22 protein-coding genes are annotated in these 21,981 nt (G+C 57.3%); 13 read left to right on the forward strand and 9 right to left on the reverse strand.

What is annotated here, in order from left to right; translation table 11 throughout:
- From ND528_RS07630 to ND528_RS07655, 6 genes are read left to right on the forward strand one after another with little or no spacing between them, the layout of a single operon-like run.
- Positions 1–1,443 (forward strand): mannose-1-phosphate guanylyltransferase/mannose-6-phosphate isomerase, encoded by a 1,443-nt coding sequence (locus ND528_RS07630; protein WP_212617488.1) that lies wholly within the window; start codon positions 1–3, stop codon positions 1,441–1,443.
- The gene (locus ND528_RS07635) at positions 1,444–2,241 is read left to right on the forward strand and encodes an ABC transporter permease (RefSeq protein ID WP_130911456.1); all 798 of its coding nucleotides are present in this window, start codon (positions 1,444–1,446) and stop codon (positions 2,239–2,241) included.
- Entirely contained in the window at positions 2,241–3,494 is a 1,254-nt protein-coding gene (locus ND528_RS07640) for an ABC transporter ATP-binding protein (RefSeq protein ID WP_263470016.1), read from the forward strand. Before ND528_RS07635 ends, ND528_RS07640 begins: the two co-directional genes overlap by 1 nt.
- Positions 3,491–4,858 carry a glycosyltransferase family 4 protein gene (locus ND528_RS07645; protein ID WP_263470017.1) on the forward strand — a complete coding sequence of 456 codons (1,368 nt, stop codon included), beginning with the start codon at positions 3,491–3,493 and terminating at the stop codon, positions 4,856–4,858. Before ND528_RS07640 ends, ND528_RS07645 begins: the two co-directional genes overlap by 4 nt.
- The gene (locus ND528_RS07650; protein WP_263470018.1) at positions 4,842–5,972 is read left to right on the forward strand and encodes a glycosyltransferase family 4 protein; all 1,131 of its coding nucleotides are present in this window, start codon (positions 4,842–4,844) and stop codon (positions 5,970–5,972) included. Before ND528_RS07645 ends, ND528_RS07650 begins: the two co-directional genes overlap by 17 nt.
- Positions 5,973–7,103 carry a glycosyltransferase family 4 protein gene (locus ND528_RS07655; protein ID WP_263470019.1) on the forward strand — a complete coding sequence of 377 codons (1,131 nt, stop codon included), beginning with the start codon at positions 5,973–5,975 and terminating at the stop codon, positions 7,101–7,103.
- Positions 7,104–7,157: 54 nt separating this feature from the next.
- Here ND528_RS07655 and ND528_RS07660 read toward each other — a convergent pair whose 3' ends face one another.
- Together ND528_RS07660 and ND528_RS07665 are read right to left on the reverse strand one after the other, a co-directional pair.
- Positions 7,158–7,784, reverse strand: coding sequence for a glutathione S-transferase family protein (locus ND528_RS07660; protein WP_137214481.1), 627 nt, complete (start codon positions 7,782–7,784; stop codon positions 7,158–7,160).
- A gap of 103 nt (positions 7,785–7,887) precedes the next feature.
- The gene (locus tag ND528_RS07665; RefSeq protein WP_212617492.1) at positions 7,888–8,814 is read right to left on the reverse strand and encodes a LysR family transcriptional regulator; all 927 of its coding nucleotides are present in this window, start codon (positions 8,812–8,814) and stop codon (positions 7,888–7,890) included.
- A gap of 404 nt (positions 8,815–9,218) precedes the next feature.
- On the opposite strand from ND528_RS07665, the gene ND528_RS07670 reads away from it, so the two are divergent.
- Entirely contained in the window at positions 9,219–10,643 is a 1,425-nt protein-coding gene (locus ND528_RS07670) for an IS1182 family transposase (protein ID WP_263470020.1), read from the forward strand.
- Between the two features lie 137 nt (positions 10,644–10,780).
- Here ND528_RS07670 and ND528_RS07675 read toward each other — a convergent pair whose 3' ends face one another.
- Positions 10,781–11,758: a DUF4238 domain-containing protein gene (locus tag ND528_RS07675; protein WP_263470021.1), complete on the reverse strand. Its 978-nt coding sequence runs from the start codon at positions 11,756–11,758 to the stop codon at positions 10,781–10,783.
- A gap of 95 nt (positions 11,759–11,853) precedes the next feature.
- On the opposite strand from ND528_RS07675, the gene ND528_RS28335 reads away from it, so the two are divergent.
- The 4 genes from ND528_RS28335 (at position 11,854) to ND528_RS07695 (ending at position 14,413) form a co-directional block, all read left to right on the forward strand.
- Positions 11,854–12,144: a transposase gene (locus ND528_RS28335; protein WP_408005028.1), complete on the forward strand. Its 291-nt coding sequence runs from the start codon at positions 11,854–11,856 to the stop codon at positions 12,142–12,144.
- A 78-nt stretch (positions 12,145–12,222) separates the two neighbouring features.
- Complete coding sequence (tnpB, locus tag ND528_RS07685) at positions 12,223–12,567, forward strand: IS66 family insertion sequence element accessory protein TnpB (RefSeq protein ID WP_003425037.1); 345 nt, start codon at positions 12,223–12,225, stop codon at positions 12,565–12,567.
- A gap of 37 nt (positions 12,568–12,604) precedes the next feature.
- On the forward strand, positions 12,605–14,110 hold the full coding sequence (gene tnpC / locus ND528_RS07690) for an IS66 family transposase (protein WP_263470022.1): 1,506 nt from the start codon (positions 12,605–12,607) through the stop codon (positions 14,108–14,110).
- 3 nt (positions 14,111–14,113) lie between these two features.
- On the forward strand, positions 14,114–14,413 hold the full coding sequence (locus ND528_RS07695) for a plasmid pRiA4b ORF-3 family protein (RefSeq protein ID WP_003425039.1): 300 nt from the start codon (positions 14,114–14,116) through the stop codon (positions 14,411–14,413).
- 92 nt (positions 14,414–14,505) lie between these two features.
- Here ND528_RS07695 and merB read toward each other — a convergent pair whose 3' ends face one another.
- Genes merB through merT form a run of 5 tightly spaced genes read right to left on the reverse strand, consistent with a single transcriptional unit; the run spans position 14,506 to position 17,965 of the window.
- The gene (gene merB, locus ND528_RS07700) at positions 14,506–15,144 is read right to left on the reverse strand and encodes an organomercurial lyase MerB (protein WP_263470023.1); all 639 of its coding nucleotides are present in this window, start codon (positions 15,142–15,144) and stop codon (positions 14,506–14,508) included.
- A 12-nt stretch (positions 15,145–15,156) separates the two neighbouring features.
- Entirely contained in the window at positions 15,157–16,839 is a 1,683-nt protein-coding gene (gene merA / locus ND528_RS07705; protein ID WP_003425044.1) for a mercury(II) reductase, read from the reverse strand.
- A 35-nt stretch (positions 16,840–16,874) separates the two neighbouring features.
- Entirely contained in the window at positions 16,875–17,309 is a 435-nt protein-coding gene (gene merC, locus ND528_RS07710; RefSeq protein ID WP_263470024.1) for an organomercurial transporter MerC, read from the reverse strand.
- Between the two features lie 12 nt (positions 17,310–17,321).
- Positions 17,322–17,597 (reverse strand): mercury resistance system periplasmic binding protein MerP, encoded by a 276-nt coding sequence (gene merP, locus ND528_RS07715; RefSeq protein WP_003425048.1) that lies wholly within the window; start codon positions 17,595–17,597, stop codon positions 17,322–17,324.
- Between the two features lie 17 nt (positions 17,598–17,614).
- Positions 17,615–17,965, reverse strand: coding sequence for a mercuric ion transporter MerT (gene merT, locus ND528_RS07720; protein WP_263470025.1), 351 nt, complete (start codon positions 17,963–17,965; stop codon positions 17,615–17,617).
- Between the two features lie 71 nt (positions 17,966–18,036).
- Between merT and merR the strand changes: the two genes are divergently transcribed.
- Positions 18,037–18,468, forward strand: coding sequence for an Hg(II)-responsive transcriptional regulator (merR, locus tag ND528_RS07725; protein ID WP_003425050.1), 432 nt, complete (start codon positions 18,037–18,039; stop codon positions 18,466–18,468).
- Positions 18,469–19,060: 592 nt separating this feature from the next.
- On the opposite strand, the gene ND528_RS07730 is transcribed toward merR, so the two are convergent.
- The gene (locus ND528_RS07730) at positions 19,061–19,396 is read right to left on the reverse strand and encodes a GrlR family regulatory protein (protein ID WP_263470026.1); all 336 of its coding nucleotides are present in this window, start codon (positions 19,394–19,396) and stop codon (positions 19,061–19,063) included.
- A 288-nt stretch (positions 19,397–19,684) separates the two neighbouring features.
- Here ND528_RS07730 and ND528_RS07735 point away from each other — a divergent pair, with 288 nt between their 5' ends.
- On the forward strand, positions 19,685–21,664 hold the full coding sequence (locus ND528_RS07735; RefSeq protein WP_263470027.1) for a hypothetical protein: 1,980 nt from the start codon (positions 19,685–19,687) through the stop codon (positions 21,662–21,664).
- Positions 21,665–21,981: the final 317 nt, after the last annotated feature.

Genomic DNA, 21,981 nt, shown 5'->3' on the forward strand with positions numbered 1-21,981 from the left:
ATGCTGATTCCCGTGATTCTGTCCGGCGGTGCCGGCACCCGTTTGTGGCCGGTGTCCCGCGAGGGCCATCCCAAGCCGTTCATGACCCTGCCCGACGGCCAGTCGCTGCTGGGCAAGACCTACCAGCGTGCGGCGGCGCTGCTGGACGGCTGGGGCGACATCGTCACGGTGACCAATCGCGAGTACTACTTCCAAAGCAAGGATCACTATTGCGCAGCCCAGGTTTCACGCCATCGCGGGCACTTTCTGCTCGAGCCGAGCGGGCGTAACACCGCACCGGCGATCGCGGCAGCAGCGTTGTCGTTGCAGGCTCTGCATGGCGACGACGCCATCATGGTGGTGATGCCGGCCGATCATCTGATCGTCAATCAGGACGCCTTGAAAAGTGCGGTCGAGCACGCGGTTCAGCTGGCGAAGGACGGCTATCTGGTGACCTTCGGCGTGGTACCAACCGCGCCGGAAACCGGCTTCGGCTATATCGAGACCGGCGCACCGCTGGACGCCAGAGGCGCAGCCAAGGTACAGCGCTTCGTCGAGAAACCCGACCTGCAGACCGCCACGCATTACCTGGAGAGCGGCAATTTCCTGTGGAATTCGGGGATGTTCTGCTTCACCACCGCGACCCTGCTCACCGAACTGCAACTGCACGCACCCCAGTTGTTGGAACAGACTCGCGCCTGCATGGCTGCCAGTGCCCCGGTGGAAACGGTCGGCTGCCTGCAACAGGAGCTGTCGCCGACGCTGTTTGCCGAGATCACTGACATTTCGATCGACTACGCGCTGATGGAGCGCTCGGACAAAGTCGTGGTGGTGCCCGCCGGTTTCGACTGGAGCGATATCGGTTCGTGGAGTGCGGTCGCGGCGCTGACTCCCGCCGATGCCGACAACAACCGCGCCAGCGGCGAAGCGATCTTCATCGACAGCCACAACAACTTCGTACAGAGCGAAGGTCGGCTGGTGGCGACCGTCGGTGTGGATAACCTGATCATTGTCGACACCGCCGATGCGGTGCTGGTCGCCCATGCCGACCGCGCACAAGACGTACGCCGCGTGGCCAAGCAGCTCAAGGACAAGTCCCACGAAGCCTATCGCCTGCATCGTACGGTCAGCCGTCCGTGGGGCACCTACACCGTTCTGGAGGAAGGTCCGCGTTTCAAGATCAAGCGCATCGTGGTCAAACCCGGTGCCAAGCTGTCATTGCAAATGCACCATCACCGCAACGAACACTGGGTGGTGGTCGAAGGCATGGCCAAGGTCACCAACAACGGTTCCGGCACCACCTTGGTAGCCAAGAACGAATCGACGTTCATTGCCGCCGGCCACAAGCATCGCCTGGAGAACCCCGGGGTGATCGATCTGGTGATCATTGAAGTACAGAGCGGCGAATACCTGGGCGAAGACGATATCGTTCGCTTCGAAGATCAATACGGCAGGACGGTCTGAATGCTGCTTTCCCTGTACCGCTCGCTGCACAACTACCGTGGGTTCATCCTCGGCAGCGTGCAGCGAGAGTTTCAAGCGCGTTATCGCAATTCGTTGTTCGGCGCGCTGTGGCCGATCTTCAATCCGCTGTCGATGATCATCGTTTACACGGTGATCTTTTCCCAGATCATGCGCGCGCGTTTACCGGGTGTGGACGACAGCATGGCCTACAGCGTCTACCTGTGCGCAGGTCTGCTGGCCTGGGGGCTGTTTTCCGAAATCACCCTGCGCAGCCAGAACATGTTTCTGGAAAACGCCAACCTGCTGAAGAAAATCAGCTTCCCGAGGATCTGCCTGCCAGTGATCGTGCTGATCAACGCCGGGATCAATTTCGCCATCATCATCAGCCTGTTTCTCGGTTTTCTGCTGATCACCGGGCGCTGGCCGGGGATGGCGCTGCTGGCGCTGATTCCGCTGATCGCCCTGCAAATGATGTTCTGCGCCGGGCTGGGCATGATCCTTGGGGTGCTGAACGTGTTCTTTCGCGATGTCGGTCAACTGTTCGGCATCTGCCTGCAGTTCTGGTTCTGGCTGACGCCGATCGTTTACCCGATCACGATCCTGCCGGAATGGGTGCAGCGTTTGCTGCAACTCAATCCGCTGACCAACCTGTTCAGCAGTTATCAGAACCTGTTTCTCTACGGTCAGTGGCCGGTATGGAGTTCGCTGCTGCCGGCTTTCATTGCCGGCGTGGCGTTCTGTCTGATGGGCCTGCGGCTGTTTCGCCAGCGCGTGGGCGAAATGGTGGATGAACTCTGATGGGACATATTCGCGTCACCGGCCTCGGCAAGGCCTATAAGCAATACCCAAACCGCTGGGCACGGCTGGCTGAGTGGCTGATTCCGTTTTCGCCGATCCGCCATCAACAGCACTGGGTACTGCAAGATGTCGAATTCGAGATTGCTCCGGGAGAAGCGGTAGGCATCGTTGGCGCCAATGGCGCGGGCAAAAGCACCTTGCTGAAAATGATCACCGGCACTACCCAACCCACCTGCGGCAAGATCGAACTGCAGGGACGCGTCGCTGCACTGCTGGAGCTGGGAATGGGTTTCCATCCGGACTTTACCGGTCGGCAGAACGCAATCATGGCGGGTCAGTTGCTGGGCATGCAGCTCGAAGAAATCGAAGCGCTGCTGCCCGACATCGAGCATTTCGCCGAAATCGGCGATGCCATTGACCACCCGGTCCGCACTTACTCCAGCGGCATGCAGATGCGCCTGGCGTTCAGCGTCGCAACGGCTCGGCGCCCGGACATCCTGATCGTCGACGAAGCGCTGTCGGTGGGCGATGCCTATTTCCAGCACAAGAGCTTCGAACGCATCCGCAGCTTTCGCAAATCCGGCACGACGTTATTGATCGTGTCCCATGATCGTTTCGCGATTCAGTCGATCTGCGACTCGGCGATCCTGCTCAAGGACGGGCACGTGGCCATGCGCGGCAAACCGGAGCCGGTTCTGGATTATTACAATGCGCTGATGGCCGAACGTGAGGGCCAGGTCGTGCGTCAGGAAACGCTCGCCGGCGGCGAGGTGCAAACGGTCTCCGGCACCGGCGAGGCGGCGATTCTCAGCGTACGCCTGCTCGATGAAAACCAGCGCAGCATTGAGGCTGTCGAAGTCGGCCAACCGGTGGTCCTCGAAGTGCAGGTCGAGGTACGCGAGGACATCGAACGGCTGGTGCTGGGCTTCATCATCAAGGATCGTCTGGGCCAGATGATGTATGGCATCAATACTCACCGACTGAACAAGGCGCTGACCGACCTGCGCGCCGGCGAGCGCTTCACTTACCGCTTCGCCTTCGTCATGGGCCTGGGCAAAGGCAATTATTCGGTGTCGCTGAGCCTGTCGCGTCTGGACTCACATCTGGATCGCAATTTCGAGTGGCGTGACTACGGGCTGGTATTTCACGTGATCAACAACCGTCAGGAAGATTTCGTCGGCTGTGCCTGGCTGGACGCCCGGACCACCGTCACCTGTGAAACCGAGACCCGGACTGTCGAGCGCGCGCCATGACCCGCCTGTTGGTCGAATGCACCCACGTATTCAAGCACCCGATGGTCAACTCCGGGATTCAGCGCGTGGTACGCAACGTCATCAAGCAGTTGCCGGCCAGCGTGCAAGGGGTCGAATGCCTGCCAGTGGTGGTGATCAACAGTCAGCTCTATCGTGTACTGAGGCTGGCGCCGCTCGACACGCCGTTCCTGAATGCTCTGCAAACCTTCGGCGAACGCCTGGAGCGCCTGGCACATCGCTTCTGGCAGTGGCACCAGCGCCGCGATGCGCGATGCACTTCGAAACTGTCCCGAGGACTGCTGTACGTTGCCTATCAATTCACCCAGATCGGCGTATTCGGCTTGCCGATACGGTTGATCCGGCAGATCAATCGCAGGCAGTTGCTCAAACGCTGCATACCCCTGCAGCACCAATCAGGCGATCAACTGGTGCTGCTGGATTCATCATGGCACTCGGATTTTTTCGCCCACGTCGAACAGCTCAAACGCGACGGCGTCGGTGTGATCGCGGTGGTTTACGATCTGATTCCGCTGACACATCCGCAGTTTTACGACACGCGTCTGGTCGAGGTTTTCAACGAATGGTTCGAGTGGATCACTCGCACCGCTGACGGCTACATGGCGATTTCGGCCACCGTGCGCGATCAGGTACGTGGCGAATTGCAGCGCAGGATCGGCGCTGACCAGACTGACAGTCGCTGGTTTGATTTCTTCCATCTGGGTTCCGAACTCGATCTGCATCACAGCGCAGCATCGGTCGAACCACGCCTCAAGAATCTGTTCGCGGCGCCCGGAGCGGTGTTCCTGATGGTCAGCACCATCGAGCCGCGCAAGAACCATGCGTATCTGCTCGACGCCTTCGACCGCGCCTGGGCCGCCGGCTCGACGGCACGCCTGTGCATCGCCGGGCGCATCGGCTGGAAATGCGACGCGCTGCTCGAGCGAATTCGCAATCATCCGGAACTGAACCGGCGCCTGTTCATGTTCAATGACCTGAGCGACACCAGCCTCGAATACGCATACGCGCAGGCCAGCGCGCTGGTCTTCCCCTCGTTCGTCGAAGGCTTCGGCCTGCCGCTGGTGGAAGCGATGCAGCGCGGGTTGCCGGCAATGGGCAGTGACATCGCGGTATTCCGCGAAATCGGCGGCGAGTTCATGGCGTATTTCGATCTGCTGGATCCACAAAGCCTTGCCGATCTGATCGATACCTATCAGCGCAGTGGGCAGTTTCCTGCCGCCCGCGACGTCGCTGACTGGCGCTGGATCGGCTGGCGTGAAGCCAGCGAGCAATTGGCTACACGCAGCCTTGACCATGTCCAGCAGGCCCCGCGCGTGCCAGCGAGGCCCCATGCGCATTGTTCTTAACGCTCGCATCCTGCAGGCACCGCGCACCGGTATCGGCCATTACGTCGCTGAACTGGTCAACGCCCTGCGTAGCGAACCCGACGTGGACGTAACCCTGTTTCATGGCTGGGGCTGGAATCCGGCCCTGCCGGATGCAGCCATGCCCGGTTATTCGCGGATGACGCCGCTGCTGCGGCAAATACCCGGAGCCTATCAGGCACGGCGCTGGCTGGAGCAGAAACGTTTTGATCAGGTGCGTACACAAAAGATTGATCTTTATCACGAGCCAAGCCTGTGGCCGCTGGCCTTCGACGGCCCGACCGTAATCACTTTGCATGACCTGACGCACCTGCATTTTCCTGACACTCAACCGCCGGCACGTTTGAGAGAGATCGAACGTCGCCTGGCCGCAGGTGTTCAGCAGGCGCGGGTAATTCTGACCGACTCGCAGGCAATCGCCGACGAGGCGCAGGCTTATTTCAGCCTGCCTGCGCAGCGATTCGTGGTGGCGCCATTGGGCGTGGCCGCGCGCTTTCGTCCTCGGCAAACCGAAGAAATCGACAGCGTGCTCAAGGCTCACGCCGTGCAGGCACGGGAATATTTCCTCTGTGTCGGCACCCTCGAGCCGCGCAAAAACCTGAGCCTGGCGCTGCGGGCCCACGCCCTGTTGCCAGATGCGGTGCGCCAGCGCTTTCCCTTGTTGATTGCGGGAATGGCCGGTTGGCAGCGCGAACAGTTCAACGAGCCGCTGCGTCAGGCATTGGCGAGTGGCCATGTGTGCCTGCTTGGCTATCTGCCAGATGAGCAATTGGCGCAACTGCTGGCCGGCGCCCGGGCGCTGATATTTCCATCGCTGTATGAGGGCTTTGGCTTGCCGGTGCTGGAAGCCATGGCCAGTGGCACGCCGGTGGTGACCACCCGTTCTTCGGCAATGCCGGAGGTGGCCGGCGCGGCTGGCAACTATATTGAAGCGGACGATGCCGAGGGCCTGCGCGATGCGCTGAGTCGTCTCATTGACGATCAGCTGCATTGGCAGGCATGCCGCGAAGCAGGATTGCTGAGGGCTGGTTTTTTTTCCTGGCAACGTTGTGCACAGGTCACGGCCGGTGCCTACCGCCAGGCCATGGGAGGTTGAATGCGCGTTCTTCATTTCTTCAAGACTTACCTGCCCGACTCGTTCGGTGGCATCGAACAAGTCGTCTTCCAACTCTGCGAAAGCGGCGTTCAGCACGGCATCGAAGCGCAGGTCCTGACCCTGAGCGCGGATCCGACACCCCGGGTAATGCAGTTGGGCCAACATGAAGTGCATCGGGCCAAACTGGATATCCAGTTCGCCTCGACCGGGTTTTCCTGGAGCGTGTTCAAGCAGTTCCGCGAACTGGCCGCCGAGGCCGACGTGATCAACTATCACTTCCCGTGGCCATTCATGGACCTGGTGCACTTCGCCAGCGCCCTGAACAAACCCAGTGTGGTCACCTATCACTCGGACATCATTCGGCAAAAACACCTGCTCAAGTTGTACCGACCGCTAATGGAGCGCTTCCTGGCCAGCGCCGACCGAATCGTCGCCGCATCGCCTAACTACCTGCATACCAGCGATGTGTTGCAGCAGTTCCAGGAAAAGACTCGCGTCATCACGTACGGCTTGAACAAGGCAGGTTATCCACAACCCGACGGTCAGCGGATGAACCGTTGGCGCCAGCAACTTGGGGATAAGTTTTTCCTCTTCGTTGGGGTGATGCGTTATTACAAGGGCTTGCATATCCTGCTCGACGCGCTCAAACAAGCGGATTACCCGACAGTCATCGTCGGCGCCGGCCCGCTGGAGCTGAAGCTGCGCGCTCAGGCCGCCGCACTTGGCTTGCGCAATATCCATTTCGTCGGACGCCTGGACGATGAAGACAAAGTCGCGTTGCTGCAATTGAGCTACGCGTTCGTCTTCCCTTCGCACTTGCGCTCCGAGGCCTTCGGTATCTCGTTGCTAGAGGGCGCGATGTACGGCAAGCCGCTGATTTCGAGCGAGATCGGCACCGGTACCAGTTTCATCAATATTCACAACGAAACCGGTCTGGTGGTGCCGCCCAGCAATCCACAGGCGTTCAGCGAAGCCATGCGCACGTTATGGGAAAACCCCGAGCGTGCAGCCGCCATGGGCGTCAAGGCAGAAGCGCGTTATCGGCAGTTGTTCACCGCCGATGTAATGGGCCGCAAATGGACTGAGCTGTATCAGGAATTACTGGCAGAAAAGGCGCTGTCCTACGCGTGAACATGACCCGCCTTCAGAGGCCGCGAATTGGCTCGCGTCTGCGAAGGCTGAGTACTACGCGGTCTTCTGCAAGCCGGCGACAGTGCGCGGCATCGCAACAAAACCCGGCAAGGCTTCGATCCGTGCCAGCCAGGCGCGAACGTTGACGTATTCATCCAGCGAGACATTGCCCTCCGGCGCATGCGCGATGTAACTGTAGGCAGACACGTCAGCGATGGTCGGCTCTTCGCCCGCCAGATACGCTGTCTTGCCCAATTCCAGCTCCATCACCTTGAGCAGATTGTGCGCTCGGCCAATGACTTCCTCGGCATTCAGTTGCGCACCGAACACCGTGATCAGGCGTGCCGCCGCCGGGCCAAATGCAATCGGTCCCGCCGCAGTCGACAACCAGCGCTGCACATTCGCTGCGCCCACCGGGTCGGTCGGCAGCCAGCGACCGTTGCCATACTTCTGCGCCAGATAAACCAGAATCGCGTTGGAATCGGCCAGCACCACGCCGTTGTCATCAATCGCCGGCACCTGACCAAAGCTGTTGATCGCCAGGTATTGCGGTTGCTTGTGCTCACCCTTGGCGAGGTCGACGAAGATCAGCTCGGTCGGCAGTTGCAGCAGCGACAGCATCAACTCGACGCGGTGGGCATGGCCGGAACGGGGAAAGTTGTAGAGTTTGATCGCTTGCATGGTCGACTCCGCTGGAAAGTGACGTCGCTACGGGATGAGCGCGCCGATGGAGTCATCATCTATGGGTTGCCGGAACAACAGAATAACCAGCCGCTGCAATCGATTATTTCATCTCGTGCAATAACGCCGCAGCGCTCAAGGCCGGATGCTCACGCAGCGCTTTCACGGCGAAGTCGACAAAACTGCGGATCCGCGCCGGCGCCTTGCGCCCGCCCTGATACACCACATGGATCGGCAACGGCGGCAATTCAAACTCGGCGAGGACGATTTCCAGTTCGCCCGCCGCGACCTTGTCCGCCACTTGATAGGACAGCACTCGCGTCAGGCCCAGGCCTTTGCGCGCGGCAGTAATCGCCGACTGATTGGCCGTGACGGTCAGGCGCGGTTCGGTGCGCACGCTGAGGGCTTCACCGCCGTCGAGAAACGGCCAGTTGCGTTGTTGCCCGATCGCCGACGTCGCCACCACCGGCAACCCGGCCAAGGCCTGCGGATGCTCCGGTCGGCCGTGTTCAGCCAGAAACGTGGGCGAAGCGCAAATCACCCGTCGCACTTCCCCGACGCGAATCGCATGCTGATTACTGTCCGGCAGTTCACCGATGCGCACCGCGACATCAATGCCCTCCTCGACCATGTTGACGACCCGGTCCAGCAACAGCGCGTTGATCGACACATCCGGATAACGACAAAGGTAATCGGCCATCACTGGCGTCACGAACAGATCGCCAAACAGTACCGGCGCAGTAATCGTCAACTGCCCGCGCGGCAAGGCATGGCTGCCTGCCGCCGAATCCTCGGCCTCCTGCACTTCGGCCAGAATCCGCCGGCAGTCATCGCAGTAACGCTGCCCGGCTTCGGTGAGATGCACGGTGCGCGTGGTACGCACCAGCAACTGCGTACCGATATGCTGCTCCAGCGCCGCCACCGCCCGGGTAACACTCGCCGCCGACAAACCCAGACGCCGCGACGCCGCCGAAAAGCCTTGCTCTTGGGCGACGACAACGAATATCTGCATTTCCTGAAAGCGGTCCATGGGATTCCTCGGCGGCGGATACGACAATCGCAGCCGAGGCTGCGATTGTGGGTAGAGTGATCGTAGACATTAAAGTCTGTCTCAGTACGGCACAAATCTCGAGGTCTGTAGCATGTTAGATTGCGTTTTAAAGTCTGTCTCAACCTACCAAGCGAGCCGCTTCCGATTCGGAAAAATATTAAAAACTGTCTCGGCTCTCGCCATGCTGATGGCTGAACGTAGGCTTTGAGTTCTTGGGCTCGAGTAAGTTATCGTGCGACGGTCGCCTCTGAGATTTCGTTGGCACGCGGCCTCCCCTTGGAGATACTTTATAACGCGCCCAATCAGACTGTGTGAAAACCTAGCAATCTGCGCAGCGCTCAAAGAAAATGCTCCGTATCGAAAGATACGGAGCATTTTTCGTTATGGCCTACATCCAGGGACAGTCCCGCAGCCAGACCAGCCTGTTTCCGGTCTCGCTGGAAGAGTTGATCCCCGAGGATCACCTCGTTCGCGTTATCGATCTTTACGTCGCCAAGCTGGATCTGGCTCGACTGGGCTTTGATAAAGCACTGCCCAAAAGCACCGGCCGTCCCTCTTACGATCCAGCGGATCAGCTCAAACTCTACCTCTACGGCTATTTCCAGCGGATTCGCTCATCACGACGGCTCGAAGCCGAGTGCCAGCGCAACGTCGAAGTGATGTGGCTGATCAATCGACTCAAGCCTGATTTCAAGACCATCGCCGATTTCCGTAAAGACAACAAAGCCGCTTTTATCACGACGTGCCGGGCCTTCGTGCAGTTTTGCCGCACAGCGGGGCTGATAACCGGCGAGTTGGTGGCCATTGATGGCAGCAAATTTCAGGCGGTCGCCTCTTCACGGCGTCATATGAATTTGAAGCGGCTCCAACATCAAGAGCAGAAGCTGGAGAAGCGCATCGCCCACTATTTGGCAGAGCTGGACGAGGCAGATAAAACCGAAGCCGGCGAGAAGATTGACCGCAATGCAATCAAGGCGACTTTGGCGCAACTTGAAGTCAGGCATTCCAATAACTTGACGTGCCAGGCGCTGATGAAATCCATGGAGCTTGAGCAATTCAATACCCACGAAAGCGATGCGCGAATGCTGCGAACGCACAAAGGGCCTCGGGTCGGGTACAACGTGCAGACAGCCGTGGACGCTGGAAACTGCATGATCGTGCATCATGAAGTGACTCAGGACAGCGATGATCGCAAGCAACTTGAACCGATGGCCAAGGCCGCCAAGGAACAACTTTCGCAGGATGAACTGACGGTCACCGCGGATGCGGGCTATTCCAATGGCAAGCAGTTCCAGGCATGTGAGGATGAGAACATCACGGCTTATGTGCCTGTGGCGCGATCACTCAACTCCTGCGGCAAGGAACAGATATTTTTCGATCGAACAGCATTTGCCTACGATGCGTCGCAAGATCGATATCAATGCCCTGCCGGAAAATGGCTGATCTTTAAGCAGATCAGCAATAAAGGCCGGATCTACCAAGCGAAGGTCAGCGACTGCGCAAGCTGCACGATTAAAGCGAAGTGCACCGACGCCAAACGCCGCTACATCTCACGCCATCTGCACGAACAGGCTTTCGAGCGAATGGAGCAGCGAATGCAGGCGCATCCCGAAATGATGGTCAGCCGACGATCCATCGTCGAACATCCCTTCGGCAACCTTAAACAGTGGTTATTTGGTAACGCTCGATTCTTGCTGCGACAGCTTGAAGGCGCGAGAGCTGAAATGGCCTTGGCGGTGAACGCCTACAACCTGAAAAGAGCAATTAACGTGTTGGGCGTGCGCCAGATGATGGCGCTGATGGGCTGAAACGCCTTTTTTCGTCTGCTGTGAGCACAAAAGCAAACGCCCCGAACAAGTCGGGGCGTTTGCTGGAACCACCATCAGTGCGTTTTCACACAGTCTGCAATGGCGGGTTTGCTGTAGCTGCACCACGTCAGAATCCGTCAGATCCCTTTGAGATCGGGATACTCGGCCTCTTCCCTCGACTGGCTCTCATGCCAATCCGCCCAGAGTTTCTGCTCTGCGTCATACAGCTCCCGAGAGACGGTACGAGGTAGGTACGACTCAATGTCACGTGTCTCGGATGCATACACATAGCGGCTGGCACCATTCAGAATCATCATCCGGAAAAATGCTGCCTCTTCAATACTGAGCGTTGTGCCGCGCTGCGGGGGGCGGGAGCCAACACAAGCAAACAGAAGATGCTTAGGACTTAAAGGCATGAAAAGCCGTGTATCTCGTACTCCCCAGCCACCTTCCAGATTCCACTTGCCGTTTTCTCCAATGCTCAGTCTTGTGAATGGATTATCTGTGGTTGGCCAAGTCACGCCGTCAGGAGCTCGCAGGATCGTCCATCGATGAGTTGGCATCCGATGGATTACGCTTTTTAGGACATTTTCCAAATGCCAGATCCAGAGCTTCCGGCCATTAAGCACTCGCGCTTGAATACCTTCCTCCCCGTCCTTGTTTACAAGTTCGATCTTCAGCGGAAGCTTGTCAAAAGGGTCCAATACCTGGGCAGGCTCCAGATGTACACCCGAGGTAAGAGCTGCATCAATCCTTGCCACAGAACCCTTCATGGATTCGGACAATACTGCCTCGAGAGTTTCACTTTGACGTTTCATAAAACTATGTAGACCTGCCGGCGTCCTGACCGACTGCGCTACGGCAAAGCGGAACAAGTTGTTCCAGTCCTCGCTGGTCAGCCGCGACTCGGTAACCACTTTAGCAATAGACAGGGACGCGGGTACTTCGAAATCACGATCAAGCCAGCGTTCGATCTCATCGCTGTCTTTTGAACCTGAGAAGTAAGAGTACAGGTGCTCAAGCTTGGCAATGCTCTTGGGTGATAGGGCTTTCCAGATTTCGCACTTTACATGCGGCACAACGAGCCTATAGGTGAGGACCTTTCCCTCGTTCATCCACTGTTTAAGGGTAACCGTCCGGCCAGCACCCTCTCCTGACAGCCCTCCAAATTGGCCAAGATAGTGGACACCATTTTTTAGTGGACACTATCTTGGATACAGTTGCCCCAGCCCGTCGAGCCGGTCGCCGCCCCAACTTTCCGCTGGACTTTAAACGCCAAGTCGTCGAGGCCACCTTCCAGTCTGGCGCCTCCGTGTCATTGATCGCTCGCGAACATGACGTCAATGCCAATCTGGTCTTTCGCTGGCGGCAGCAATACCAAGAAGGGCTATTCGGCCCGGTCAGCCAGAGTGCTTCGTTTTTGCCAGTCCAGGTGATCGAGGCGCCAATGGATCTGCCGCCAGTCGCCACAGGCAGAGTGTCATTCCGAGATCGCAGTTGAGGTAGGAAAAGCCAAGTTGCGTATCACCGGAGCACCAGACCCGCAGACGCTGCAACTCGTCTTGCAGCAGTTAGTGCGATGATTGCCCCTCCCGCTGGAACCCGTATCTGGATCGCCGCTGGCGTCACGGACATGCGTCGTGGCTTCGACGGTTTGGCGGCCATGGTGCAGACTCAACTGGAAGCCGATCCCTTCTCCGGTCAGATCTTCGCCTTTCGCGGACGGCGTGGTGACCGGATCAAACTGTTGTGGTGGGATGGCGACGGCTTGTGCCTGTTTTGCAAACGGTTGGAGCAAGGACGCTTTGTCTGGCCGCAAGCAACCAGCGGCAGCGTGTCGCTGACGACCGCGCAGTTGTCGATGCTGTTGGAGGGCATTGATTGGCGCCGGCCAATTCGTACAGCACCCGTCCTCGCGGTCTGACTTGCCGCGCTGAAAAAATCCCCAGTAATATTCGGGCATGACCCTCGTGACCGACTCCCTGCCGAATGATCTTCAAGCCTTGAAGGCGCTGATCGCTGCCCAGCACGCAGAGATTGAGCGCTTGAAGATGATGATCGCCAAGTTGCCTCGTACGCAGTTCGGTCGCAGTTCCGAGCAACTGGACGCCATGATCGATCAGCTCCAGTTGAGTCTTGAAGAGCTGCAAGTCAGCCAAGCCGAAATGACACCTCCAGTCGAGCCGGCACCTCGCGCAGTTTCGCGCCGTAAACCATTGCCCGAACACCTACCTCGCGAAACCCACGTGCATCAGCCCGAGTCGCAATGCACTGGCTGCGGTGGGACGCTTCGCCATTTGGGTGAGGATGTGTCCGAAGTGCTGGAGTACGTTCCGGCACGCTTCAAAGTCATTCGCCATGTCCGTCCGAAGTGGGTTTGCCGATGCTGTGAGCACATCGCCCAGGTGCCGGCACCGAGTCGCCCGATCGCCCGAGGTCTTGCCGGCCCAGGGTTGTTGGCCCATGTGCTGGTCTCGAAGTTTGTCGATCATTTGCCGTTGTATCGGCAGTCCGAGATCTACGCCCGTGAGGGCGTGGAGCTGGAGCGCTCAACCCTGGCCGACTGGGTTGGCCAGAGCAGTCAGTTGCTGCGACCACTGATCAACGCCCTTGAGCACCACGTCATGAGCGGACACAAAGTCCATGCCGACGACACGCCGATTGGCGTGCTCGCGCCGGGCAACGGCAAGACCAAAACGGCGCGCCTGTGGACGTACGTGCGGGACGACCGACCTACGGGGGACGCGACACCGGCGGCGGTCTGGTTTGCCTACTCGCCGGATCGCAAGGGGCAACATCCCCGCGCGCATCTCAAGCGCTTCAGCGGGATCTTGCAGGCGGACGGCTATGCCGGTTTTGCTCAACTATATGCCACGGGCACCATTGAGGAAGCGGCGTGTTGGGCTCACGCCCGGCGCAAGTTTTACGATGTCTACAAAGACCTGGCTTCACCACTTGCCGCCGAGGCGCTGCAACGGATTGCGGCCCTGTATGCCATCGAAAGCGAGATTCGAGGGCAACCGCCCAACCTGCGAAAAGTGGTTCGGCAAAGCCGAGCCAGTCCGCTGCTGGAACAACTCCACGCGTGGCTCAACCAGACGCTGACTCAACTGTCGAAAAAATCGGCATTGGGCGGTGCGATTCTCTATGCCCTCAATCGGTGGCAGGCCTTGGTGCGCTATTGCGATGACGGGCGAATTGAGATCGACAACAACGCTGCCGAACGCGCGCTACGTGCTGTCGCGCTAGGCAGAAAAAATTATCTGTTCGTCGGTTCCAACGCCGGCGGCGAACGAGCGGCTGCGATTTACAGCCTGGTGGGTTCAGCCAAACTCAACGACCTGAACCCGCAAGCCTATTTGACACACGTGCTGGAGCGCATCGCCGACCACCCGATCAATCGGGTCGACGAACTGCTGCCCTGGAACGTTTCTCTCGCCTCCACGGAACTCTGCGAGGCCGCCTGATCCATGGTCAAAACTGTTCGCTTGCCAAAACCCGAACCTGATTTGTTGCTACTGCACATTGAATTGAAGTGGATCGAACCTGCCATCTGGCGCCGTGTGGCGGTGCCCGAGAACATCACCTTAGGCAAATTGCACGCGGTGATCCAGATCGCAATGGGCTGGCACGATGACCATCTGCATGAGTTTGAAATAGCTGGTGAGAGTTACGGTATTCCCGACTCCGATGGATGGGGGCCTCCCGTGAACTCGGAGACCCGCAAGACTCTGATCAAAGCGTTGAACGGGAAAAGGACATTCCGCTAGGTCTATGACTTTGGCGATGGCTGGGATCACCGGATCAAAGTCGGAAAGAGAAATCCGATGCCCACTCCGTAGGACATTGAGTCGAAATCCAATCACGATGTTCTCATTGGAAGGGTCTGCAACAGATGTCGATTAAGCTCCTGGCCCACGCCGAACGCCTCTTGGACGCTTACGATAGTCAATCCTTGATGCTTGGAGGCCCAATCTTCTGCCGCTGGGATAGATGCGAAGAAATGCACATGGCAACAGAAGGACTGACGAACGTCGGCCGCCTCCTGCGGCAATACCAGTGACACTGCCACGTCGGCAGGTTCAACAGCCTGTATCTCGCTGGGTGAAACCGTAAGCGAAACGGGTGCTCCAGTTGCAGCGCAATGCGACGAGACGCGAGCTGTACGGCCGATTAACGCCGGGAGCATCAGGGTGTCCAGCGCGCACCAGGCATACAGCTGGCGGTTGTCAATTTCCAAGACATGCGACGTCTCGCGCAAGGTGAGGACATAGCCGATGATGTTCCCATCGTTGTCGTATTCGGTACTGGTGGCTTGTTCGAGCACAGCCGCCACTTGCTCAGCGGGCCAGCCAAGAGTCCTGGCAAGCGTAGTTCGCGAAATCGGGCGTCCCTTGGCAAGTTCACCCAGTAGCGCGACCAAGAACTCCGCAAAACCTTTGGGCCGGTTGGTCGGGGTGAGACGTTCGGCGATCTCGGTAATGTAGCGGGCAAATTTCATGGTGCTCTCCATTCATCCAGCGCAGCAGGACAATTGCTTTACGTCCTTGGTGAAAGTCTGCGCCGCGAGCTTCAGGCCCTCGACCATGGTTAGGTAGGGGAACAACTGGTCGGCCAGCTCCTGCACGGTCATGCGGTTGCGAATAGCCAGCACCGCCGTCTGAATCAGCTCGCCCGCTTCCGGGGCCACCGCCTGCACGCCGAGCAACCGACCAGAACCCGCTTCGGCGACCAGCTTGATGAACCCTCGCGTGTCGAAGTTGGCCAGCGCACGCGGCACGTTGTCCAGGCTCAGCGTGCGACTGTCGGTTTCGAGGCCTGCGCGCTGTGCTTCCGCTTCGCTGTAACCGACGGTGGCCACCTGCGGATCGGTGAACACCACCGCCGGCATGGCATCGAGATTAAGCGTAGCTTCGCCGCCGGTCATGTTGATCGCCGCACGGGTGCCAGCCGCCGCCGCGACGTAGACGAACTGCGGCTGGTTGGTGCAGTCGCCGGCTGCATAGATATCCACTGCGCTACTGCGCATGCCCTGATCGATCTGAATGGCGCCGCGTTCATCCAACAGTACACCCGCCGCTTCCAGGTTCAGGCTTTGGGTGTTGGGCGTGCGGCCGGTGGCGACGAACAGTTGGTCGGCGCGCAGTTCACCGTGGTTGGTGGTCAGTACGAATTCGCCGTTGGCGTGGGTCACCTGACTGGCTTGTGTCTGCTCAAGCACGTCGATGCCCTCCATGCGGAAGGCCGCGGTCAGCGCCTCGCCGATGGCCGGATCTTCGCGGAAGAACAGCGAGTTGCGCGCCAGGATGGTGACGCGGCTACCCAGCCGGGCAAAGGCTTGCGCCAGCTCCAAGGCCACCACGGATGAGCCGATCACGGCGAGCCGTTGCGGAATACTGGCGCTGGCCAGTGCCTCCTCCGAGGTCCAATAGGGGGTGTCTTGCAGCCCGCGAATCGGCGGCACGGCCGCACCGGCGCCGGTAGCGATCAGGCAGCGGTCGAACGCGACTTCGCGCCCGCCCCCCTCGACCAGTTCGACGCTGAGCGTGTGGCCGTCCTGGAAGCGAGCGGTGCCACGCAGCACGGTGATGGCTGGTGTGCTCTCCAGAATGCCTTCGTACTTGGCGTGACGCAGTTCGTCGACAAGGCCTTGCTGTTGCGCGAGCAGCCGCTCGCGCAGGACGGTCGGCGGCGTGGCGGGCATTCCGTCATCGAACGGACTCTCGCGGCGCAAATGAGCCACATGCGCGGCGCGAATCATGATTTTCGACGGCACGCAGCCGACGTTGACGCAAGTGCCGCCGATGGTGCCGCGCTCGATCAGAGTGACGCGGGCGCCGGCTTCCACCGCCTTCAAGGCGGCCGCCATTGCCGCACCGCCGCTGCCTATGACTGCAATGTGTAGCGCGTCGCCGTTTTTGCCGACCTCGGTGTCGCTGCGCAACCAGCCCAGCGCCTTATCGAGCTGGCCGGGGCGCGGTTGTAGCGAGGCGACTTCGAACGACGCTTGATACCCAAGGGCCTCGACGGCGGCTTGCATTTGTTCACGGCTGACAGCCGCGTCGGCCGTCATTTCGGCCTTCCCACCGGCGTAGGAGACGTCCGCCCTGTGCACGCCGGAGATTCCCTCCAGAGCATCTCTGACGCGGTCGGCACAGGAGGCGCAGGTCATACCGTGGATTCGCAGTGTGGTCATAGCGTTTACTTCCTCAAATGGGTCTCTTTGCGGCATTACTGTTTTGGCTGTGGTGGGCAGGCACCCGGGGCGCAACGGGGGTGGGCGGGCGACACGAGATCCCAGATCGAGCCCCCAAGCATGAAGGCCAGACCGATATAGAGCAGCCAACCGCTCCGCCAGCCATAAGCCCGCATCAAAAACACCGCAGCCAAGACCAGGACAGGGCCTATCAGGCCGAGTGCAGTTCGCTGCCACTGCCGATGTTTGAGCCAGCCAAGGGAATTGACGAGCAGCGCCAGGGCCGCAAACAAGGGCAGTAGCGTGGTGATGAACAGGCCTTCCCACTGGCTCAAAAAGCCCAGACCGATTGCGGCGCCTAAGCTAGCCAGAGCAGGAAAACACGCGGCGCAGCCTAGGGCTGAAACCAGCACACCGACGGAACTGGCTTTGTCACCGATCCGCGTGAACAGATTGAGAGGATTTCTCATTGGTATTTCCTCCTATTGCTTGATGGTAGATGGATAGCCGGCATCCTCGGTCGCCTTGGTCAGGGCCTCGGAGTTGGTCTTGGCATCGTCGAAGGTCACGATGGCTTCGCGTTTCTCGAAACTCACCTCGGTCTTGGTCACGCCCTCGACCTGGGTCAGCGCTTTCTTGACCGTGATCGGACAGGCGGCGCAGGTCATGCCCGGTACCGACAGGGTGACGGTTTGGATGGCGGCCCACACCGGGGAAACCACGGCAATGAGCGCGAGAGCGGCAAACAGCTTTTTCATGGGAGACTCCTGCCTGATCAGTAAAACAACGGGAGGATGTAGGGGAAACCGAGCGCGACCAGCACGAGTGCCATCACGAGCCAGAAAATGAACTTGTAGGTAGTTCGTACCTGCGGAATTGCGCAGGTCTCACCGGGTTTGCAGGCTTGAGCCGGGCGGAAAATGCGCCGGTAAGCGAAGAACAGCGCCAACAATGCCGCGCCGATGAAAAACGGGCGGTAGGGCTCCAGAACGGTGAGATTACCGATCCAGGCGCCGCTGAAGCCCAGGGCAATTAGCACCAGCGGGCCCAGGCAGCAGGTGGACGCAAGGATCGCCGCCAGACCTCCAGTGAGGAGTGCACCACGGCCCTTTTGTGATTCAGACATGGGTTCAACCTTTCGAATGTTTGATCGATGGGTTAAGGTTATTTCCGTAGTCAGGTACGGAGTCAAGCGGTATGAAAAACACTGCGGAAAGCCTGACCATTGGCGTCTTTGCCAAGGCAGCCGGGGTTAACGTGGAAACCATTCGGTTCTATCAACGCAAAGGGCTGTTGCCCGAACCGGACAAGCCCTACGGCAGCATTCGTCGCTACGGCGAGGCGGATATTGCACGGGTGAAATTCGTGAAGTCCGCACAACGGCTGGGCTTCAGCCTCGATGAAGTGGCCGGACTGTTGCGGCTCGATGACGGTACGCACTGCAATGATGCGCGTGTGCACGCCGAGCAGAAGCTCGAAGACGTGCGGGGGAAACTTGCGGATCTGCGGCGGATCGAGTTGGTCCTGGCGCAGTTGGTTGATGACTGTTGCGCGAGCCACGGGACGGTTAGCTGCCCGCTGATCGATTCGCTGCATGGAATAGATAGCCACGAAAACTTCGCGCCTTAGCCTACGATTTCCCGTTTCAATGCCCCCCTGTTTTGTCGGCTTGAACAGGAAAAGAGCGGCGCTCAATGAGCGTCGTTGACTGGCCAAACCTACGGTCTGCTTTTAGCCACGCTCTTACCCTACAGAGCCGAGAGTCCTGATCACTTCGAATGCAAATGATTGGTCAGTTGCAACGCAAATGGGTGGTCAAGTGGGGTGCAATTTCGCAGTTTTTGAGTGTGAGCGCGTCAATCAGCGGTTAAAGGGGATTAAGGTCTGAGATGCAAGGCGGTGTAGTTCGGACGCTTACGTTTAAGGTAAGTCTGAGGTACGTAATGATTGTCCTTCTTGAAGCCCTCCATGATGCTCAACATCCTCGTTGCTCTGCTATCACGCAGCAATCTGTCTTGGCCTGCTGGCGCAAAGCTCGTAAATCTATTTGCCACATGTAGTTTCAGGCGGAAACCTCAGTCGCCATCGGCTTACCGTTCAATTTCGGTCCCGTTGTAAGTGCTGACCTGAATAGAAAGGCCCCGCGATGGCGGGGTCTTTCGGTCACGCGGTCGAAAATGGTGCCATACCCGAAGGTCAGATCTCCGGCCATAGCGCAATGTCACACTACCGGCTGGATCTTGCGGCCATGTAACTGAAGGGTTAGCTGAGGATGCTCCTCCACAGCTCCGCGCAGTTCGATGGTGCCTCCCTCATAATCAACGCGTCCCTTAGCTAACAGGGTGTAATTGTCGATCCCTACGATATTCACATTACCGTCACGATATTTTCGGACAGTAAACCGTGACTCGAACTCGCCAGATTGGCTTGGGACTTTTCCTTGGTACAGGTAATGGGAATCACCTCCATTCACCGTACCATCCTTAACAACTACGAGCCCGTCGCCAAAATCACCAGTGCTCGCGCGAAATTCCACGTGAAAAATCCCACTACTCATAAGCCTACCCTCACCTAATTGGAGATCCAAGCATAGTTCACAAAAACTAGGGCGAAGCTGAAGTTGGTATATTTCTAAGGTGAGAGCATTAAATGCCAAATAAATGGCGCCAAAGCTGCTTCATTATCTAACGCATCGATTGTAAAAAGTTTAGACATGCCCGAAGACTGACTATGGACTCCTAGATGGCATTGCGCTACCTTTTGAGCTAGCGTGGTAACGATGCTCCTACGTTAAGACAGCGTAGATAGCTAGGTAAATATTTAGATAATTATAAGGTAGTCGACTTTGCAAGTTACAGCACGTGAGCGCCGCAAACAAATTTCCATTGAGGATAATCAATTGAGTAATTCAGAGGCGCTCTGTAGCTTGGCTATGCTAAAGGTCCGAATTAATAGCGGCGGCGACTACCTCGATTATGTACGCCCTTACATTATCGACGTTCTAGCTAATGACCCACCCGCCAAAATAAATGATGTAGCCGTAGCAGAAAAACTTTCAGATTCTTGTGGACTCAAGATACCCACTAGAACCGTACAGGTTGTATTACAGCGCTTAGCAAAAGAAGGCCTTTTAGTAAAGCGCGATGGGCTGTTTACCTGTAATGATGACTTCCCTGAAAGTGACTTAACAGCCGCAAGGGCGGATGCAAATCGTCACATCTCCCTAATTGTCAATGAATTAATCGGATTTTCAAGAAGCACTATAGGTCGAGTGTTGTCTGAGGATGAGGCGACTGAAAGCTTAATTAACTTCCTGTCTCATTTTTCCATTCCATGCCTGAAATCATATCTCAGAGGGACCACGCTACCTGACATCGGAGAAAATGCAAATTGGCAACTAGCCCTAGTCGGGCATTTTGTTGAGGCTTTACAGATTCAGCCAAATCTTTTCGACTCATTCACAATGCTCATGCAAGGCCACATGCTGGCTAATGCCTTGCTCTGCCCGGACCTACATTCAGTTTCTGACTCGTATAATGAAGTTACTTTCTATTTAGATACGCCGTTATTGATACAGCTATTAGGACTTGAGGGCGAGCGCGAGGAACAGGCGATTAAGGAAGTAATTGCTTTAGTCCAGCGACTGAAGGGTAAAGTTTGCTATTTCACTCATACATTTGATGAGCTTACCTATTCCATCAACACCTCTGCAGACTTCATCGACTCTTATAAGGGCCGAGGAACGATTGTTATGGAGGCTAGAAAATCAGGAATGCAAAAAGCTGACTTGCTGATGATATCCGGTAGAGCAGAGGAAATATTGGAGAGAAGCGGCGTGCTTGCCGTACCCACTCCATCTTATACTCAGGAAAATCACAAGTTTGAAATTGCCGTTGAGGCGTTCGATGCTGTACTGAGTGATGAGATTGATTACAACAATCCACGTGCTAAGGATTACGACATTCAGTCAGTGCGCAGTGTCTATGTTCTTAGGAAAGACGGCTCACCTCGATCACTCGAAAAAGCTAAGGCGGTACTGGTAACAAGCAATACGTCATTTTCGAAAGCAGCATTTGAGTACGGTAAATCCTTCCAAATGTCTCGCGAGGTTTCGAGTGTAATAACGGATTTCAGCTTGGCCAACACAGCTTGGTTAAAGGCGCCTCAGGGAGCGCCTGCACTCCCTCAAAAAGAGGTTCTTGCCTTTGCATATGCAGCAGCGCGCCCGCCAAGAGGTTTTTGGGACAAAGTATTGATCGAAGCGGAAAAGCTAGAGCGAGAAGGTAAAATCACTGCGAGAGATCATCAACTCCTGCGTAGCAGCCATCATGTGCAGATCGAACTGACGAGGCTGACCCTAGGGGATGAGGCCGCACTTACAGATGAGAAAATCACCGAAACAATTGCTCGCGTTTCAGATGATATACGTAGAGAGGCATTAGAGGATAAAAAGACTGTTAGCGAAAAGCTTGACGAAGCGAACTCTAGGATCGGAACGCTTTCCGAACACCTTGAAAATGTTAGAAAGAATACTTACTGGGACTGCAAAAAACAGGCTGATCGAGAGGCTACTTGCCTCTCTGTTGGGGTATGGCTGAGCCAAGGTGCTGTTGCGGCGCTTGGCCTCTTCCAAATAGACGAGGCTTCTTTAGGATGGGTTGTATTTGCGGTGGCATTGTTGAGCGGCGTCATCAGAATGGCCGGTGCTAAATGGGATATAAAGCCTGTTAACCTCAAGCCGCGTTATGCTGAATGGCGGTTTCATAAGTTACAAAGCAAAGCCTTGAAAAAGATTGGACTTGAGGTTAAAACCGATCCATCGTAAATCTCAATATCATCAGCATTCCTCTTAGGACCTGATGCCAGGCAACTCAACCCAAGCTTAGGGTCAGTCAGATAAAATCTCTGTTTCATATCTAATGCCCATGCAACAAAAGTATGCATATGTTCGAATTTTTGGACCGCCGTGACATGCTTCCTCCGAGAATTTCATCCGAGCGTCGATTACAAGGAGGTTGCCATCCTCCTCCACCATTTTTCGGCGTTGCATTCTCGACTAATACGAAAAAATTGTGCCGTCGATACCTCCAACCTTCCTGAAACTGCCACAACGTGAAACCAAATCCTCGGTAGCAACACCCA

Source organism: Pseudomonas mercuritolerans (genome assembly GCF_025706525.1).
Taxonomy (GTDB): Bacteria; Pseudomonadota; Gammaproteobacteria; order Pseudomonadales; family Pseudomonadaceae; genus Aquipseudomonas; species Aquipseudomonas mercuritolerans.

Coding starts and splice junctions, on each gene's coding strand:
- ND528_RS07630 (WP_212617488.1), top strand. CDS start 1: ATGCTGATTCCCGTGATTCTGTCCGGCGGTGCCGGCACCCGTTTGTGG.
- ND528_RS07635 (WP_130911456.1), top strand. CDS start 1,444: ATGCTGCTTTCCCTGTACCGCTCGCTGCACAACTACCGTGGGTTCATC.
- ND528_RS07640 (WP_263470016.1), top strand. CDS start 2,241: ATGGGACATATTCGCGTCACCGGCCTCGGCAAGGCCTATAAGCAATAC.
- ND528_RS07645 (WP_263470017.1), top strand. CDS start 3,491: ATGACCCGCCTGTTGGTCGAATGCACCCACGTATTCAAGCACCCGATG.
- ND528_RS07650 (WP_263470018.1), top strand. CDS start 4,842: ATGCGCATTGTTCTTAACGCTCGCATCCTGCAGGCACCGCGCACCGGT.
- ND528_RS07655 (WP_263470019.1), top strand. CDS start 5,973: ATGCGCGTTCTTCATTTCTTCAAGACTTACCTGCCCGACTCGTTCGGT.
- ND528_RS07660 (WP_137214481.1), bottom strand. CDS start 7,784: ATGCAAGCGATCAAACTCTACAACTTTCCCCGTTCCGGCCATGCCCAC.
- ND528_RS07665 (WP_212617492.1), bottom strand. CDS start 8,814: ATGGACCGCTTTCAGGAAATGCAGATATTCGTTGTCGTCGCCCAAGAG.
- ND528_RS07670 (WP_263470020.1), top strand. CDS start 9,219: ATGGCCTACATCCAGGGACAGTCCCGCAGCCAGACCAGCCTGTTTCCG.
- ND528_RS07675 (WP_263470021.1), bottom strand. CDS start 11,758: ATGAACGAGGGAAAGGTCCTCACCTATAGGCTCGTTGTGCCGCATGTA.
- tnpB (WP_003425037.1), top strand. CDS start 12,223: ATGATTGCCCCTCCCGCTGGAACCCGTATCTGGATCGCCGCTGGCGTC.
- tnpC (WP_263470022.1), top strand. CDS start 12,605: ATGACCCTCGTGACCGACTCCCTGCCGAATGATCTTCAAGCCTTGAAG.
- ND528_RS07695 (WP_003425039.1), top strand. CDS start 14,114: ATGGTCAAAACTGTTCGCTTGCCAAAACCCGAACCTGATTTGTTGCTA.
- merB (WP_263470023.1), bottom strand. CDS start 15,144: ATGAAATTTGCCCGCTACATTACCGAGATCGCCGAACGTCTCACCCCG.
- merA (WP_003425044.1), bottom strand. CDS start 16,839: ATGACCACACTGCGAATCCACGGTATGACCTGCGCCTCCTGTGCCGAC.
- merC (WP_263470024.1), bottom strand. CDS start 17,309: ATGAGAAATCCTCTCAATCTGTTCACGCGGATCGGTGACAAAGCCAGT.
- merP (WP_003425048.1), bottom strand. CDS start 17,597: ATGAAAAAGCTGTTTGCCGCTCTCGCGCTCATTGCCGTGGTTTCCCCG.
- merT (WP_263470025.1), bottom strand. CDS start 17,965: ATGTCTGAATCACAAAAGGGCCGTGGTGCACTCCTCACTGGAGGTCTG.
- merR (WP_003425050.1), top strand. CDS start 18,037: ATGAAAAACACTGCGGAAAGCCTGACCATTGGCGTCTTTGCCAAGGCA.
- ND528_RS07730 (WP_263470026.1), bottom strand. CDS start 19,396: ATGAGTAGTGGGATTTTTCACGTGGAATTTCGCGCGAGCACTGGTGAT.